Origin of the sequence: Variovorax sp. SRS16, from assembly GCF_901827165.1 — a bacterium.
Lineage (GTDB): Bacteria > Pseudomonadota > Gammaproteobacteria > Burkholderiales > Burkholderiaceae_C > Variovorax.
This window is the reverse complement of record NZ_LR594666.1, coordinates 2,155,445-2,172,242: the sequence shown is the minus strand read 5'-3', so window position 1 is coordinate 2,172,242 and position 16,798 is coordinate 2,155,445. Positions and strand designations below refer to the sequence as shown.

14 protein-coding genes are annotated in these 16,798 nt (G+C 69.3%); 11 read left to right on the top strand and 3 right to left on the bottom strand.

Annotated features, from left to right (window positions below; all coding sequences use genetic code 11):
* The first annotated feature begins 230 nt into the window (after positions 1-230).
* Together E5P2_RS10530 and E5P2_RS10525 are read left to right on the top strand one after the other, a co-directional pair.
* Positions 231-512: a helix-turn-helix domain-containing protein gene (locus tag E5P2_RS10530; RefSeq protein ID WP_162567034.1), complete on the top strand. Its 282-nt coding sequence runs from the start codon at positions 231-233 to the stop codon at positions 510-512.
* A gap of 8 nt (positions 513-520) precedes the next feature.
* Positions 521-1,462 carry an aldo/keto reductase gene (locus tag E5P2_RS10525; protein ID WP_162567033.1) on the top strand — a complete coding sequence of 314 codons (942 nt, stop codon included), beginning with the start codon at positions 521-523 and terminating at the stop codon, positions 1,460-1,462.
* 17 nt (positions 1,463-1,479) lie between these two features.
* Here E5P2_RS10525 and E5P2_RS10520 read toward each other — a convergent pair whose 3' ends face one another.
* On the bottom strand, positions 1,480-2,295 hold the full coding sequence (locus tag E5P2_RS10520; RefSeq protein WP_162567032.1) for an IclR family transcriptional regulator: 816 nt from the start codon (positions 2,293-2,295) through the stop codon (positions 1,480-1,482).
* Positions 2,296-2,399: 104 nt separating this feature from the next.
* Here E5P2_RS10520 and E5P2_RS10515 point away from each other — a divergent pair, with 104 nt between their 5' ends.
* Positions 2,400-4,481 (top strand): metallophosphoesterase family protein, encoded by a 2,082-nt coding sequence (locus E5P2_RS10515; protein WP_162567031.1) that lies wholly within the window; start codon positions 2,400-2,402, stop codon positions 4,479-4,481.
* 32 nt (positions 4,482-4,513) lie between these two features.
* The gene (locus E5P2_RS10510) at positions 4,514-5,485 is read left to right on the top strand and encodes a Bug family tripartite tricarboxylate transporter substrate binding protein (protein ID WP_162567030.1); all 972 of its coding nucleotides are present in this window, start codon (positions 4,514-4,516) and stop codon (positions 5,483-5,485) included.
* Between the two features lie 45 nt (positions 5,486-5,530).
* Here the strand turns inward: E5P2_RS10510 and E5P2_RS10505 are convergent, their stop codons facing one another.
* Together E5P2_RS10505 and E5P2_RS10500 are read right to left on the bottom strand one after the other, a co-directional pair.
* Entirely contained in the window at positions 5,531-6,400 is an 870-nt protein-coding gene (locus E5P2_RS10505) for an alpha/beta fold hydrolase (protein WP_162567029.1), read from the bottom strand.
* Positions 6,393-7,220, bottom strand: coding sequence for a DODA-type extradiol aromatic ring-opening family dioxygenase (locus E5P2_RS10500; RefSeq protein WP_162567028.1), 828 nt, complete (start codon positions 7,218-7,220; stop codon positions 6,393-6,395). The genes E5P2_RS10505 and E5P2_RS10500 overlap by 8 nt, the downstream gene beginning before the upstream one ends.
* 95 nt (positions 7,221-7,315) lie before the next feature.
* Between E5P2_RS10500 and E5P2_RS10495 the strand changes: the two genes are divergently transcribed.
* The 7 genes from E5P2_RS10495 (at position 7,316) to E5P2_RS10465 (ending at position 16,786) form a co-directional block, all read left to right on the top strand.
* Positions 7,316-9,295 carry an ABC transporter ATP-binding protein gene (locus E5P2_RS10495; RefSeq protein ID WP_162567027.1) on the top strand — a complete coding sequence of 660 codons (1,980 nt, stop codon included), beginning with the start codon at positions 7,316-7,318 and terminating at the stop codon, positions 9,293-9,295.
* A gap of 220 nt (positions 9,296-9,515) precedes the next feature.
* On the top strand, positions 9,516-10,880 hold the full coding sequence (locus tag E5P2_RS10490; protein WP_232080648.1) for a DUF2868 domain-containing protein: 1,365 nt from the start codon (positions 9,516-9,518) through the stop codon (positions 10,878-10,880).
* On the top strand, positions 10,877-12,292 hold the full coding sequence (locus E5P2_RS10485) for a GTPase/DUF3482 domain-containing protein (protein WP_162567026.1): 1,416 nt from the start codon (positions 10,877-10,879) through the stop codon (positions 12,290-12,292). Before E5P2_RS10490 ends, E5P2_RS10485 begins: the two co-directional genes overlap by 4 nt.
* An 8-nt stretch (positions 12,293-12,300) precedes the next feature.
* On the top strand, positions 12,301-13,044 hold the full coding sequence (locus E5P2_RS10480; protein ID WP_162567025.1) for a glutamine amidotransferase: 744 nt from the start codon (positions 12,301-12,303) through the stop codon (positions 13,042-13,044).
* A gap of 79 nt (positions 13,045-13,123) precedes the next feature.
* On the top strand, positions 13,124-13,768 hold the full coding sequence (locus tag E5P2_RS10475) for a CDP-alcohol phosphatidyltransferase family protein (protein ID WP_162567024.1): 645 nt from the start codon (positions 13,124-13,126) through the stop codon (positions 13,766-13,768).
* The gene (locus E5P2_RS10470; RefSeq protein WP_162567023.1) at positions 13,765-16,158 is read left to right on the top strand and encodes a penicillin acylase family protein; all 2,394 of its coding nucleotides are present in this window, start codon (positions 13,765-13,767) and stop codon (positions 16,156-16,158) included. The genes E5P2_RS10475 and E5P2_RS10470 overlap by 4 nt, the downstream gene beginning before the upstream one ends.
* Positions 16,159-16,162: 4 nt before the next feature.
* Positions 16,163-16,786 carry a histidine phosphatase family protein gene (locus E5P2_RS10465; RefSeq protein ID WP_162567022.1) on the top strand — a complete coding sequence of 208 codons (624 nt, stop codon included), beginning with the start codon at positions 16,163-16,165 and terminating at the stop codon, positions 16,784-16,786.
* The last annotated feature ends 12 nt before the right edge of the window (positions 16,787-16,798 follow it).

The window sequence follows — 16,798 nt, the reverse complement described above, 5'->3', positions numbered from 1 at the left end:
GCCTCGCATCGCGCTTTTTCTTTATCCCTCCTACATGCCTTTCAGAATCGCCGTGATCAATTTATATCCACTTGGATATAATTCATGAAGCCGATCTGCTTGCTCGGCGACTCCCTTCAATGCCTGAAAGACTTTCCATCGGATGTCCGACAAGATGCAACCCAGGCCACGTCGAGGCAGCACATCGAGACGGCACGACGCCGCTTCCAGCAAATGATCAAGGAGTGCACATGAACCCTGCTCATACTCATGCCAGCGTCTGGGATGCCATCGCCGACACGCCGGAACAGGCGGCCAATCTCAGGGCGCGCGCGGAACTGATGCAGAAAATCGCCGCCATCGTCAAGGAGAGCGGCTGGACCCAGACCCAGGCCGCAACGCGCTGCGGCATTACGCAACCCCGGATGAACGACCTGTTGCGAGGCCGCGTGTCGCGTTTCTCGCTCGATGCGCTGGTCAACATCGCGACGGCCATCGGGCGTCGCGTTCATGTCGAACTGACGATGGACTGAGACGCGACATGGGAGCCGCAACCCATGAGGGCGTCACGCGCGCCCGGTTTCTGCGCTTCGGCGTCGGTCTGTCGATCTGCACTGCCCTGCCTCCGCTCGCCTTCTCCCAGCCACGGACGGAAACGAAGATGAACACCCGCCCCATCCCCTCCACCCACGAGCTTTTGCCCGTCATCGGCTGCGGCACCTGGATCGGCTTCGACGTCGCGCCCGGCAGCGCCGAATACCAGCGCCTGCCCGGCGTGCTCGACGCGCTGTTCGCCGCCGGCGGCAAGCTGATCGACAGCTCGCCGATGTACGGCCGCGCCGAAGCGATCACCGGCGATCTGCTGGCCGCATCGAAGCAGCGCGAGCGCGCCTTCCTCGCCACCAAGGTCTGGACCAGCGGCCGCGAGGCCGGCATCGCGCAGATGGAGCAGTCCTTCCAGCGCCTGCGCGCCGAGCGCATCGACCTGATGCAGGTGCACAACCTGGTCGACTGGCGCACCCACCTCAAGACCCTGCGCGGCTGGCAGGACCAGGGCCGCGTGCGCTACATCGGCATCACGCACTACACGTCATCGGCCTATGCCGAAGTCGAAGCGGTGCTGCGTGCCGAGAAGCTCGACTTCCTGCAGATCAACTACTCGCTCGATGCGCGCGAGGCCGGACAGCGCCTGCTGCCGCTCGCGGCCGAACGCGGCGTCGCGGTCATCGTCAACCTGCCCTTCGGCGGCGGCGGCCTGCTGCGCCGCTGGCGCGACAAGCCATTGCCCGGCTGGGCCGCGGAGATCGGCTGCACGAGCTGGGCGCAGGTGCTGCTGAAGTTCGTGCTGAGCGCGCCGGCCGTGACCTGCACGATTCCCGGCACCGGAAGCCCCGAGCACATGACCGACAACGCGGCAGCCGGCACCGGCCCGATGCCCGACGCGGCCTTCTGGCAGCGGCACGCCGCCTCACTGGCCGCTTAGGCGTCCGGCCCCCGGCTTCAGCTCTGCTGCAGTCCGAGCTTGTATTCGATGCTGTTCACCAGCCCGACCAGACGCGGCCCGAGGTTCGTCTCCAGGTACTTCCTGTCCGTCGAATAGCTGGGCACTGTCGCGTTGAAGGCGAGCGACATGCCGTTGACCCGCCCGCGCATCGGCACGGCCACGGCGGCGAGCGTCGGCCGCCAGTCGGTCGAGACGATGCAAAAGCCGAGCGACTTGATTTCGTCGAAGGCCAGATCCAGCGCCGGACCGAACTTGTCCCATTCCTCGGGATAGGCTTTCTGGAGCTGCTTGAGGAGGATGGCGCGATCCGGCGCCTCCTGCGCATACAGCAGCGCCCGACCGATGGCCGTGCGCAAAAAGGGCCGCGTCGAGCCGATGTCGGGCTTGGTGTCGTTCGTGTCCTGCCCCTGGACAGTTTCCAGGTAAACGACCTGCAGCCGATCCCTGGTTCCCATCGACACGGGACCGCGTGCATAGCGCGCCAGTTCGAGCATGGCTGGGCCCGCCACCTGTCGAATGGTCAATTGCGACAGCAGCGGATAGCCGAGCGAGAGAACGGCGGGCCCGAGGGAGTACCGGCCGGTCCGCGTATCGCGTCGAAGGTAGCCCAGGCCCACCAGGGTGAAGGTCAGCCTCGACACCGTGGGCCGTGCCATGCCCAGTTGCTCCGCGATTTCCTTGTTGCCGAGCGTCGCCGCGCCGCTGCCGAAGCAGCCGAGCACCGCCAGGCCATTGGCCAGCGTGGACGCGAATTGGGGATGAGCGACCAGATCCGCGGCGTCCGGGAAGTCGGGACTGGGTCGATCGGCCAAACGAGGTCTCCATCCAAAACGGTGATTGACATTCTATCGAACCGCTCAGACAATTTCATTCCACTATTTTGACGATAAATCAATATAACGAATCTCTCATCACCATGATCGAAGAAACCGGCCCCACCTTTCCCAGCGCCCTTCGCGGTCGTCCCCTGTTCTCGTTCGTGGTGGTCGCCGACACGCACGTCAACGAAAGCGATGGCGTGTCCAGTTCGCCCTACGAAACCAACCGCCTGGCGAATGCGCGCGCCCGGCGCGTCTTCCTGGACATCGCGGCCATGGATCCACCCCCGAGCTTCGTCGTGCACCTCGGCGACATCGTTCATCCGGTGCCGTCCCTGCCGACCTTCGACGAGGCGGTGCGTTGTTTCAAGGACATCGCGGCACCGGTCAAGGTCCCGGTCCATCTCGCGCCGGGCAACCACGACGTCGGCGACAAACGCGTGGACTGGATGCCGGCCGACCAGGTCTGCGAGTCCTTCCTGAAGACGTACCGCGCGGCCTTCGGTGCCGACTACCACGCCTTCGACGAAGGCGGACTGCGTTTCATCGTCATCAACTCGCTGCTTCTCAACTCGGGGCTGCCCGACGAGGAACGCCAGAAGCTCTGGCTCGAAGACGAGATCGAACGCGCCGCCGACAAGCGCGTGTTTCTCTTCATGCACTACCCGCCCTACATTCATTCACGCAGCGAGCGCGGCAACTACGACAACGTCGACGAGCCGGGCCGGTCCTGGCTGCTGGGACTGATGCAACGGCCGCAGGTCGAGGCCGTGTTCGCGGGCCACGTCCACAACTTCTGGTACGAACGCGTGGGCAACGCCGAGTTCTACATGCTGCCTTCGACCGCCTTCCTGCGCCACGATTTTTCGGAGTTCTACAAGGTCGCGCCGAGCGTCGAGTTCGGCCGCGGCGACGTCGAGAAGCTCGGCTACTTCGTGGTCGATGTCCATGCCGACGGCCATGTCGCCCATTCGATCCGCACGATGGGCGCGCAGGCGAAGGCCGGCGATGCGACCCTTGCGCGACACGAACGGCTGCTCGCACACCCGAAGACCTCGACCTTCGACAACGTCGGCGTGGAACTGCGCCATCCATGGGCCGAAAGCATGCAGATCACCGCGACCGGCGGCGTGCAGGAGTTCGGCCGCAAGTGGGCGCGCAACGACTATCCGTTGCTGGCGCTGTGGGAAATGGGCGCGCGCCTGCTGAAGGTCCCGGACATGGACCTCGGCGAAACCGAATCGAGGCAACGGATGCAGGTGCTGGCGCGCCAGGGCCATCGCTACATCGTGACGGCGCTCGGTGCACCCAAGGCGGAACTGCTCGCGCATGACCTGCAGGCCTGCGGCGTCGCGGCTTTCGAGGTCAATGCCACGCTCGACGGCTTCGCACGCCAGCGCAGTGCGCTGCGCGCACTGCGCACGTCGTCGGGCGCACAGGTCTATTACGCGAAGATCCTGACCTTCGACGACTCGCATTTCGACGGCAAGCATTTCAGCCATTTCGTCAAGGCCGGATTCACGCCCGAGGAACTGGCCGAGCACGAGGAAATGATCCTCTCGGCACACCGCGCCGGCGAGATCGACGGCGTCACGGTCCGCATCGAAGCCGGGCAGTCCCTCGTCGCCGCGGCCGCGACCTTGAAGGCATTCCACGCAGCGACCGGCTGCCTCGTGCTGGCCTCGCTCAAGCTGAGCGGCCCCAGCCTGGCGATCGAGCGTGCCGACGATCGCGCCAACGTGGCGAGCGTCGCCGAGGCCATGATCCTGTCGAAGTCGAGCCCGGGCATCCGCTACGTGTACGACACCTTCATGGACGTGGACCGCGGCTACTTCCCGCGCCATGCCTTCATCGACCGGCGCTTCAATCCGCGGCCCGCAGCGACCGCGTTCACAACCCTCAACGCGCTGCTGTCGAGCGCGCAGACCCTCACGCTCGGTGCGCAGACGCACGATGCCAGCCTCGCGCTCGCCTTCAAGGCAGACGCGCAGGACTACGTGCTGATCCGGCAGACGACGAGCCGGGTGCTCGACCGCCTGGGCACGCTGGCGCCTTCGGGCATCGCCTACGACCTCGTCACCGGCGAGCGATGCAGCGTGGCCTCGCAGATGAAGACCTTGCAGCGGGCGCTCGACGGCGAAGGCGATGGCCCGCTGCAGGTCGTCCTCGTCCGCCTCTGAGTTCCATTCCAACCTTCGTGCAGGAGTTCCTCATGTCGATCCGTTCCACCGTGCTCGCCCTCGTTCTGGCCGCGTCGGCACCGCTCCTCTCGTGGGCCGAGCCGGCCTACCCGGACAAACCGGTCAAGCTTCTCGTCGGCTACGCACCCGGAGGCTCCACCGATCTGGTCGCACGCCTGATCGCCACCGCGCTGACGGCCCGATGGGGCCAGCAAGTGGTGGTCGAGAACCGGCCCGGCGCCAGCGGGATGATCGCGGCGGAGCAAACCGTGCGGGCAGCACCCGACGGCTACACCCTGCTGCTGGGCTACACGCCCGAGGTCTCGCTCAACAGCCTGGTCTTCAAGAACATGCGCTACGACCCGGTGTCGGATCTCTCGGCGATCACGCTGGTCGCATCGGCGCCGCTGGTCCTGGTCAGCGGACCGAAGCTCCCCGTCACGGACATGAAATCGCTGCTCGCGCGCAAGAACGCTTCCGAACCGATGACCTACGGATCGCCGGGCATCGGCGGGCAGCAGCACATGGCCGGCGAAATGCTTGCACGCCTGACCGGGCTGCGTCTGACGCATGTGCCTTACCGCGGCACATCGCTGGCCGTCAGCGACCTGATCGGCGGACAGATCGATCTCTTCTTCGCGACCACGCCGCCGCTGCTCCAGCACATCCGTGCCGGCAAGCTGCATGCGCTCGCGGTGGCCGGCCCGCGCAGGGAAAAGCTGCTGCCCGACGTGCCGACGGTGGTCGAGCTCGGCCTGCCGCGCCTGCAGCTGACCAACTGGTTCGGCGTCTTCGGGCCGAAGGCACTTCCCGAGTCGATGCAAAAGAAGATCAGCACCGATGTGATGGCCATCCTGTCGCAGCCCGCCTTCGTGCGTTCGCTCGAGGACCAGGGGCTGTCGGCGACGCCGCTTCAGGGCGCGGCACTGCACGATTTCATCGCCGCGGAGATGAAGAAGTACCAGGCGATCGTCGCGGAGACCGGCATCAGCGCCGAGCCCTGAGTCGCGTCGTCGCAAGAAGACGCGGCACGGCAGCCGCGACGGCCGTCAGGCGAAGAAGGCCGCGAGCCGCGCGTTGACCTCGTCCGCGCGCTCGTACTGCACCCAGTGCCCGACGCCGCCGATCACCGCGCCCTGACGGTTCGCATGGCCCGCGACGAGCTGCGCTACCAGTGGCCGCGAATCGGCCGTCACGTCGTGCTCGCCCCACAGCAGCAACTGCGGCCCCTCAATGGCATCGAGCGCGGCCTGCAGCCCGCCCGCGAGCGACACGTCCTTGCTGCGAAAGCGCGTGCCATGGCAGGAGATGTCGTGGATCACGAAGGCCAGCGCATCGATGGCCGCCTCGTCGTGCAGCATCAGCGCGTGCAGGTTGTGCAGCAAGGCGGCGCGCTCCTCGTCGCGGTCGCGGGCGGCGCGCCAGTTGATCATCTCCACGGTCATGCGGCGCAGCGTGCCGTGGCCGCCGCTGCCCAGCAAGGCCAGCCGCCGCACATCGCCGCGCTGCAGCGCGAAGCGCGATGCGACGAAACCACCGAATGAAAAGCCGCCCAGATCGATCTCGCGGTGCGCGCCGATCAGGCTGTCGAGCGTGCCGCCGAGCGCATCGAGCAAGGGATCGAGCGCCGGCCGCTGCGGCGCATCGGAGTCGTTGAAGCCCGGCATGTCGGGCAGCCACAGCGTGCGCGTCGCCGAGAGCGCCTCGATGTTGCGCAGCCAGTGCATCCAGCTGCCGTGGCCACCGTGCAGCAGCACCAGCGGCGGCTGCGTGTCGCCATTGCCGTTGCCGAAGCGGCGCCAGCGCACGCGCACCCCGCCGTGCTGCGGATCGTGGACAGTGGACAGCGCATCGATGCGCGCGATCAGGCGGCGTGCCTCGGCATCCGCTTCGGCGTCGAAGATCGAGGAATCAGGCACCGGCCGCCTCGCCAAAACGGAAGCTCGACACCGCGATGCCGCCCATGAACGCTTCCTCGTGATACACCCGCACGCCGGCCTCGCCCTCGGCGGCACCGACCGCGACCATCAGCGGAATCAGGTGCTCCTCGCGCGGATGCGCCATGCGCGCCGCCGGCGCCGAGGCCCAGTCGAGCAGGCGCTCGACACGCTGCGGCGGCGCCGCGCCGACCACCGCATCGTCGAGCCAGTCGTCGAAGGCCTTCGACACATCGCGCGCCTGCGGTCCGAAGTTGCGAAGATTGTGATAGCTCAGGCCGCTGCCGACGATGAGCACGTTCTCGTCGCGCAGCGGCGCCAGCGCACGGCCGAGCGCCAGATGCTGCGCCGGATCGAGGCCGCGCAGCAGCGACAGCTGGATCAGCGGCACGTCGGCCTTCGGATACATCGCGGCCATCGGCGAGAAGGTGCCGTGGTCGAAGCCGCGTTCGGCATCGACTCCCGCGGGCAGGCCCGCCGCTTCCACCAGCGCCTGCACGCGGCGCGCGAGTTCGGGCGCGCCCGGCGCGTCGTAGTGCACGTGGTAGGTGTGCTCGGGAAAACCGCCGTAGTCGTAGACCATCGGTGGGTGCGGGTTGCCCATCACCGTGAAGGCGGCCTCCTCCCAGTGGGCGGAGATCATCAGGATGGCAGCCGGCGTGCGGCCGATCTGGCGCGGCATGTCGGCCAGCGCAGCGGCGAGGCGGTCGTAGGCGGTGCCCATTTCCTTTTTCATCCAGGGCCACGGCCCGCCGCCATGGGAAATGAAATAGGTCGGAAGGGTCGAGGTGGTGGTGGTCATGAAGGCTCCTTGACCCCCGAGTCTAGATATTTCCCATGCAGCGCGTGCTGGCGCCGCCGCCCGCTACAGTGGCGCCTGTCTGGAGACCACGCATCTTGTTTCTTTTCTTCGAAAGACTTCTTCGCCCCTATCCGCCCGCCGAACCCGCGCTGCCGCCCGGGGGCTTCTTCGCCTTTCTCTGGGCCTGCACCGACGGCGTGCGCGGCAAGATCGCCGCGATGGCCCTGCTCACCGCGGCGATGTCGGCCTTCGAGGCGCTGCTGTTCGCGATCCTCGGCCGCATCGTCGACTGGCTCGGCGGCCAGGTGCCGGCGCAGCTCTGGCAACAGCGCGGCAGCACGCTCACATGGCTGGGCGCGGCGCTGGTCGCCAGCATCGGCGTGGTCGCGCTGCAGACCATCGTCAAGCACCAGACGCTGGCGGTGAATCTGCCGATGCGCATGCGCTGGAACTTCCACCGCCTGATGCTGGGCCAGAGCATGGCCTTCTACCAGGACGAATTCGCGGGCCGCATCACGGCCAAGGTGATGCAGACCGCGCTCGCGGTGCGCGACACCCTCTTCGTGCTGGCCGACGTGATGGTGGCAATGGGCGTCTACATCGCCACCATGATCGTGCTGGCGGCCGTGCTCGATGCGCAGCTGATGATGCCCTTCGTGATCTGGCTCGCGCTCTACATCGGCACGCTGTGCTTCTTCGTGCCGCGGCTCGGCAAGATCGGCAAGGCGCAGGCCGATGCACGCGCGCTGATGACGGGCCGCGTGACCGATGCCTACACCAACATCTCGACCGTCAAGCTGTTCTCGCACGCGCAGCGCGAGGCCGGCTTCGCGCGCGCCGCGATGGCCGAGTTCATGGCCACCGGCTACGGCCAGATGCGGCTGGTGAGCGCGTTCGAGATCGCCAACCACACGCTCAGCATGGGCCTCACCGCCGGCATGGCCGGCACCGCGCTGTGGCTGTGGTCGCAGGGCGCGGTCGGCGTCGGCGCGGTCGCGGCGGCCACCGCGATGGCCTTGCGGCTGCAGGGCATGTCGCACTGGATCATGTGGGAGATGACCAGCCTGTTCGAGAACATCGGCACCGTGCAGGACGGGATGAAGACCCTGTCGCGCCCGCGCACGGTGCTCGACGCGCCGGATGCCGGCACGCTCGACGTGCCGCGCGGCGAGGTGCGCTTCGAGCATGCGAGCTTCCGCTATGGCGACGCGGGCCGGCGCGTGATCGACGACCTCACGCTGCGCGTCGCGCCCGGCGAGAAGATCGGCCTGGTGGGCCGCTCCGGCGCCGGCAAGTCGACGCTGGTGAATCTGCTGCTGCGCTTCCATGACCTCGAAAGCGGCCGCATCCTGATCGACGGCCAGGACATCGCCCATGTCACGCAGGACAGCCTGCGCGCCCACATCGGCATGGTCACGCAGGACACCTCGCTGCTGCACCGCTCGGTGGCCGACAACATCGCCTACGGCCGGCCCGACGCGAAGCCGGCCGCGATCCAGGCCGCGGCCGAGCGCGCCGAGGCGCACGCCTTCATCCAGACCCTGGGCGACCCGAGCGGCCGGCACGGCTACGAGGCCCACGTCGGCGAGCGCGGCGTCAAGCTCTCGGGCGGCCAGCGCCAGCGCATCGCGATCGCGCGCGTGATGCTCAAGGACGCGCCGATCCTGCTGCTCGACGAGGCCACCAGTGCGCTCGACTCCGAGGTCGAGGCCGCGATCCAGGCCAGCCTGTACCGGCTGATGGAGGGCAAGACGGTGATCGCGATCGCGCACCGGCTGTCGACCATCGCGGCCATGGACCGGCTGATCGTGCTCGACGAAGGCCGCGTGGTCGAGGAAGGCGACCACCGCACGCTGCTTGCGCAGGGCGGCCTCTATGCGCGCCTCTGGGCGCACCAGAGCGGCGGATTCCTGGGCGACGGCGACGACGACGATGAATGGGAAGTGAACCCGCCGGAAAGCAGCGCCGGCTTGCGTCGCGAGTCCTACAGTGCGCGAAGTCCATCGCCGACATCGCGAACCGGGACGGCGGCGCACGCTGAAGCCGTCTTCAACAAAGAGGAGTCCCCGCCGTGAATTCCATCATCTATATCGTCGGTCTGGTCGTGGTCGTCGTCGCCGTTCTGTCCTTCTTCGGTCTGCGCTAGAACATCATTTTTCATTCCCGCCTTCCATCGGTGGGAATTCCGGGGCCCTTCGCGGCCCCGTTTTTCATGGCGGCGGGACCGTGCATGCCGGGCATAATTTCGCGCTTCCGCGGTGCGCCCCGGCACTGTCCGGTCTTTGAAGGAAGCCATTGAACCCCGTTGCGCGCCCCCCTGCCTTTCAGGACGCGGTGATCATCGAAGCCGTGCAGCTGATCGAGCAGGCCGGCCCGCTGGACGACGCGCAGGCGATGCGCGAAGCGGCCAGCGCACACGCGGACGGCCCGGCGCGCATCGCGGCACGCGCGCGCATCCTCGGCCAACGCATCGGACTGCAGGACGAACTGGCCCGTGCGCGCCATTGGGCGCCGTGGGTGCTGCTGGCGCTGGTGGCGCTGATCGTGCTCGCCGGGCTGACGCTGGCCGGCAGCGTGGTCGGCAACAGCGAGCGCCGCATCAACGTGGTCGTGGCGCTGGCGAGCCTGCTCGGGCTGCATCTGCTGACGCTGCTGCTGTGGCTGTTCGGCCTGGTGGTTCCGCTCGGCGCCTTCAATGCCTCCTTCGGCTGGATCTGGCTCGCCCTCACGGCCCGCGTGGCCGGCGGTCGGCAGGGGCAGACGCCGCTGCTGCTGCGCGCCGCCACCCGGCTGATGGCGCGCGCGCGGCTGCTGCCCTGGGCGCTGGGTTTCGTGAGCCATGCGATCTGGTCGCTGTCGTTCACGGTCGTGATCGCGGCGCTGCTGTTCGCACTCGCGTTTCGCAACTACACGCTGAACTGGGAAACCACGATCCTCGAACCGGCCTTCTTCGTGCACGCCGTGCAATGGCTGGGTGCGGCGCCGTCGTGGCTCGGCTTTCCGGTGCCCGATGCCAACGCCGTGCTGTCGCCGCTGGCCGCGGCCTCGGGGCAGCGCGCCTGGGCGTTGTGGCTCACCGGCTGCATCGTGGTCTATGGCCTGCTGCCGCGGGGGGTCTTCGCGCTGCTCTGCGCGGCCGTGTGGAGGCTGCGCCGCAAATCGCTGCGGCCCGACGGCTCGCAGGCCTATTTCAGCCGATTGCGGGCCCGCTTCGATGCGATGGCGCCGCGCCATATCGTCGATGCCGACAGCGGCCCCGCGCTGCGGCGCATGCCGGCGGGCCTCAGCGACGGCGAGGTCGGCAACGCCACGGTGCTGATCGGCTTCGAGTTGCCCGACGAGTTGCCGTGGCCACCGGCCGAAGCCCGGGCGTCCGGCGCGCAGGTGCTGCGCATCGACGGCAGTGCCGGTGCGCGGCGCGCGCTGCTCGACGAGCTGGCCCGGCTGCGGCCGCGCCAGGCCTTCGTCGCCTGCAACGCGGCTTCGAGCCCCGACCGTGGCACCGAGCGCTTTCTGCGCGAAGTGATGGCACTGTGCGGCGAATGCCGGCTGCGGCTGCCCGGCGCTGATGAAGCGGCGCGCCGTCGCTGGCACGGCTGGCTGGCCGATGCGGGCCTCGATCGGCTGCTGATCACCGAAGGCGCGGAGACGTTGTCGTGACCGAAGCGCTTCGCATCGCCGTCGTCGGCCACACCAATGCAGGCAAGACCTCGCTGCTGCGCACGCTCACGCGGCGCGTGAATTTCGGCGAGGTCTCCGAGCGGCCGGGCACCACGCGGCATGTCGAAAGCATCGACCTGCAGGTCGATGGCCGCGCCGCCGTGCGCTTCCTCGACACGCCCGGCCTCGAGGACGCGGTTGCCCTGCGCGAACACCTCGATGCCGAGGACCGCAGCCTCACGCCGCCGGAGCGCGTGCGGCGATTCCTGCAAGGCCCCGAGGCGCACGGCGTGTTCGAGCAGGAGGCCAAGGTGCTGCGCGCGCTGCTCGAGGTCGATGCCGCCTTTCTGGTGATCGATGCGCGCGAGCCGGTGCTGCCCAAGTTCCGTGCCGAGATCGAGCTGCTCAATGCCTGCGCGCGGCCCGTGCTGCCAGTGCTCAATTTCGTCTGCAGCGCAGCCAGCCGCGAGGCCGAATGGAAGACCCTGCTGTCGGCCTATGGCCTGCACGTGGTGGTGCGCTTCGATGCGGCGGCGCCTTTCGTCGGCGCCGAGCGCGAGCTGTACCGCGATCTCGCCACGCTGCTGCGCGACCGGCGGCGGCAGCTCGATGAAGTGGTCGCCTTTCTCGAAGCCGAGTTCGCCGAGCGCCGCCGCGCGGCAAGTCTGCGCATCGCGGAACTGCTGGTCGATGCGGCCGCGATGCGCCGCAGCGCGACGGCCGCCGAATTCGCCGACGAAGCGCACCGCCGACGCCTGATCGCGGCCTTGCAGAAGGCTGTGTTCGACAAGGCCCAGCGCTCGGCCGACGACCTGCTCGCGCTCTACGGCTTTCGCGACGGCGATGCCGACGAGGCGCCGCTGCCGCTGGTCGAAGGCCGCTGGACCATGGACTTCTTCCATCCCGAGGCCCTGAAGGACGCAGGCCTGCTGCTCGGCAAGGGCGTGGCCGTCGGCGCGGCGGTCGGCGTGGTGGCGGACCTCGCGCTGGCCGGGCTGTCGCTGGGCGCGGGCGCGGCGCTCGGCGGCGCGATCGGCGGCGCGGTGTCGCAGGGCTGGGGACCGCTGGGCCGCAAGCTCGTCAACAAGCTGCGCGACCTGCACGAGCTCACCGTCGAGGACCGTGTGCTGATCGTGCTCGCAGGCTGGCAGCTGCAACTGCTGCGCGCGCTGGAGCAGCGCGGCCATGCGGCCATCGACCGCATCGCCGCGCCCGCCGGCAGCGCAGCGGCGCCGCGCGCGCTCGCCGATCTCGTGCGCGCGGCACAACCGGCGCGCAGCCATGCCGACTGGGAAACGGGCCTGCGACTGCGCTGGCGCGAGCCGCCTCAGCGACAGGCGCTGGTGAGCCAGGTGGCGGGGCGCGTTGCGGCAGCGATCGAGGCCGTCGATGCAGCCGCGACTGCGGCATGATCGCGGACATGGAAAACATCCCGCCCCGCCCGCTCGCGATCATCAAGGTCGGAGACACCTTCGATGCCTTGCGCGACCGGCAAGGCGACTTCGAGCACTGGGTCGCCGCCGGACTCGGCGCGACGCGGCTGCCGGTGGTGGTGCTCGATCCGCGCCGCGGCGATACCCTGCCGGCGCCGGACACGATTTCCGGTGCCGTCGTCACCGGCTCGCATGCGATGGTCTCGCACCGCGAGCCCTGGAGCGAAGCGACCGGCGCGTGGCTGCGGCAACTCGTGGCCCACGACACGCCCGTGCTCGGCATCTGCTTCGGCCACCAACTGCTGGCCGATGCGCTCGGCGGCGAGGCCGGCGATCGCCCGGGCGGCCTGGAGCTCGGCACCGTCGCGATCGAACTCACGCATGAAGCCGCCGGCGATGCGCTGCTGCACGACCTGCCTGCGCGCTTCGACGCGCAGATGGCGCACCGGCAAAGCGCGCTGCGGCTGCCCGCGAGCGCGGTCCGGCTGGCCGGCACCGCGCTCGAGCCGAACCAGGCCTTTCGCATCGGCCGCTGCGCCTGGGGCGTGCAGTTCCATCCCGAGTTCGATGCCGAGGCGATGCGCGGCTATGTCGACCTGATGGCCGGCCCGCTTCACGCGGAAGGCCAGGACGCCGCAGCCTTGCGCGAGCGCGTCGCCGGCACGCCGACCTCGGCGCAGCTGCTCGGCCGCTTCGCCCACATCGCCGAAGAACACGACGCCGCCGCCTGAGGCATCGGACGGCGACTACAGCGACCGGCGGCCACTTGCGCTAAGGTGCATGGCACCTGACCTGCCTTCGGAGCCACCCATGTCGAACTCCCCGCCTTCCCCGGCGCCGGCGCGCAAGCACTTCTCGATGATCCGCGGCTTTCACCTGGCCGATGTGTTCACGCTCGGCAACGCAGCCTGCGGCGTGGGCGCGGTGTTCCTGGCGATGGCCTATGTGGCGAGCCAGTCGCTCGCGCAGTTCCTGTGGGCTGCGGCGCTCGCGCCCGCGGCCTTCATCTTCGACGTGTTCGACGGCCGCATCGCGCGCTGGCGGCAGACCCAGTCCGCGCTCGGCCGCGAACTCGACTCGCTCGCCGACGTGATCTCCTTCGGCGTCGCGCCCGCCGCGCTGGCCTTCGCCGCCGGGCTCGACGGCGGATGGGACTGCGTGATCCTGATCTATTTCGTCGGCTGCGGCGTGAGCCGCCTGGCGCGCTACAACGTGACGGCCGAAGCCTTGTCCGAAGGTGCCGGCAAGGTGAAGTACTTCGAGGGCACGCCGATCCCGACCAGCGTGGTGCTGGTGGGCGTGCTCGCGGTCGCGGCCGTTCAGGGACACATCGGCGCGACGCCGTGGGGCGGGGCGTGGCAGCTCGGCCCCTGGCTGCTGCATCCGCTGTGCCTGCTGTTCGCGCTCTCGGGCACGCTGATGATCAGCAAGACCCTGCGCATTCCAAAACTATGACCTCCCTCAGGCTTCCCCACTTCGTGAGGTCTGCCACCTGCCTCGCCGCCGCCGCACTTCTCAGCGCCTGCGCCACCGCACCGGCGGCGGGCGGGCGCGGCGTGACCATCGAACGCACGGCCCATGGCATCGCCCACATCACGGCACCGGACTACGAAGGCATCGGCTTCGGCGTCGGCTACGCGTACGCGCAGGACAACGTCTGCCAGATCGCCGACCACCTGCTCACGGTACGCGGCGAGCGTTCGCAGTTCCTCGGACCGGAGGGCATCGGCCAGCTCGGCCTGGGCCGCATGCCGAACGCGCAGATCGATCTGTTCGTGCGCGCCCACATGGACGACGCCGCGCTCGCGCGCGCCGCGGCCACCGTCGACCCCGACGCGCGGGCCTCGTCGCGCGGCTACATCGCCGGCTACAACCGGTACCTGCAGGACACGGGCCCGAACGGCCTGCCCGAAGCCTGTCGCGGCAAGCCCTGGGTGCGGCCGATGGTGCCCACCGATCTGTGGCGCGGCACCGAGTTGTCGATGATCCAGGGCGGCCTCGGCGCGCTGGCCGGCGCGGTGCTCGCGGCCCGACCGCCGGCGCCGGGCACCCGAAGCGGCGAGGCACCGGTCGACCGGCAGCAGGCCGTCGCGGAGATCGGCCGCTACAGCTTCAACGCCAATCCCGAAGGCGGCGAGCTCGGCTCCAACGGCTGGGCCTTCGGCCGCAACGCGACGCCCGACGGCCACGGCGTCCTGCTCGGCAACCCCCACTTTCCCTGGACCGGCACCAACCGCTTCTGGGAAATGCACCTGATCATTCCCGGCAAGCTCGACGTGATGGGCGCGGGCATCGGCGGGAGCCCGATGGTGGTGATCGGCTTCAACAAGGACGTGGCCTGGACGCACACGGTCTCGACCGGCAAGCGCTTCACGCTGTACGAGCTGAAGCTCGACCCGAGCGATCCGACCACCTACATCGTCGACGGCCAGCCGCGCAAGATGACGGCGCGCACGATCAGCTTGCCCGCGGCCGCCGCAGCCGGCGGCGCGGCGCCGGCGCAAAAGACTTTCTACGGCACCGAATGGGGCCCGGTCCTCTCGCTGCCGCGCGCAGGCCTGGGCTGGACGGCCGCCAAGGCCTACGCGATCCGCGACGTCAACACGCTCAACGTGCGCTCGGCGCAGAGCTGGATGCGGATGGCGCTGGCGCACGACGTGGCCGAACTGCGCGCCGCCATGGACAACCAGGGCATGCCGTGGGTCAACACCATCGCCGCCGACCGCGACGGCCATGCGATGTATGCCGATCTCTCGGTGGTGCCCGATGTGTCGGCCGAGATGCTCAAGGCCTGCGCGCCCTCGCCCGCCGCGGCGGCGCTGCTCGACACCGGCCTCGCGGTGCTCGATGGCTCGCGCTCGGCCTGCGCCTGGCACCGCGACAGCGCCGCCGCGATGCCCGGCGCGATACCGCCCGCGCGCATGCCGGTGATCGTGACGCAGGACTGGGTGCAGAACAGCAACGACAGCTTCTGGCTCAGCAACCCGCACATCGCGCCGCCGGCCGGTATCTCGCCGCTGGTGGGCGCCATCGGCACGCCGCAGCGGCTGCGCACGCGCAGCGGCATCCTCGAGATCGAAGGCCGGCTCGCCGGCAACGACGGCCTGCCGGGCAATCGCATGGGCGCGGCCGAATTGCGCAGCGTGATCTTCCGCGACAAGAACCTGGCCGGCATGCTGGTGATGGACGACCTCGCCGCCGCCTGCAGCGCCGACGCCGCGGCGCTCACGCCCGACCAGACGCTGGGTTGCCGCGTGCTGGCCGCGTGGGACCGCACCAGCGACAGCGCCTCGAAGGGCGCACCGCTCTTCCGCGAGTTCTGGCGCAAGGCCAAGGATGTGCCGAAGGTGTGGCGCGTGCCCTTCGACGCGGCGCGTCCGGTGGTCACGCCGGCCGGCCTCGACATGGCCACGCCGGCCAGGCGCGATGCCGTCTTCAAGGCGCTCGGCGATGCGGTCGGCATCGTGCGCACCGCGGGTTTCGCGGCCGACGTGCCGCTGGCCGAGGTGCAGACGCGGATGGTGCGCGGACAGAAGGTCACGCTCCACGGCGGCGATGAATTCGAAGGCGTGCTCAACAAGGTCGAGAGCCAGGGCCAGTCGCTGATCCGGCCCACCGGCTACCAGGTCAACTTCGGCACCAGCTACATCCAGGCCGTGAGCTTCGACGACCGCGGCCCGGTGGCGCAAGCCCTGCTGACCTACGGCCAGAGCAGCGACCCGGCCTCGCCGCTCGCCTACGATCAGCTGCCGCTGTTCTCGGCCAAACAATGGCTGCCGCTGCCTTTCCATCGCGCCGACATCGACGCCCAGCGCGTGGGCGCGCCCCTCCACCTCGCCTATTGAAACCATGCACGACGGACTCCATGAACTCGTTCGGCTCGCAGCCCAGGTGCCGCTCGCACCGGCCTGCGACCACTTCTACTTCCTGCGCCACGGCCAGACGCCGCGCAATGCGCAGCGCATCTTCCAGCCCGTCGACGAGCCATTGAGCGACCTCGGCCTCGCGCAGGCGGCGCGCGCCGCCGAGCTGCTGGCCGGCGAGCCGATCCAGAGCGTCGCGTGCAGCGATGCGAAACGCGCCTTCGACACCGCGCACACGGTGATGGGCCGCCATCGCAACCGCGCGCTCGCGCCGCTGGTGCTCGAAGGCCTGCGCGAACGCGACTTCGGCGCACTGATCGGCACTTCTTCCGCCGCGCTCGACTGGGCCTGCGAACCCGAGGGCGGCGAGACGTTGGCCCGCTTCGTCGAGCGCAAGCGCGTCGCGCTCGACGCGGCGCTCGCGCTTCCCGCGCCGGTGCTGGTGGTGGCGCACGGCGGATCGCTGCTGGTGCTGGCGGCGATGCTCGGCGTGCCGATCGACTTCGGCGTGCTCGGCAACGCGCAGCCATTGCGTTTCGCGCGCAGCGGCCCCACATGGGGCGTGGCGGCGCTGCTCGCGCAAGCGGACGATGGCGCCGCCCTGGCCTGAACCGGCCGCCAC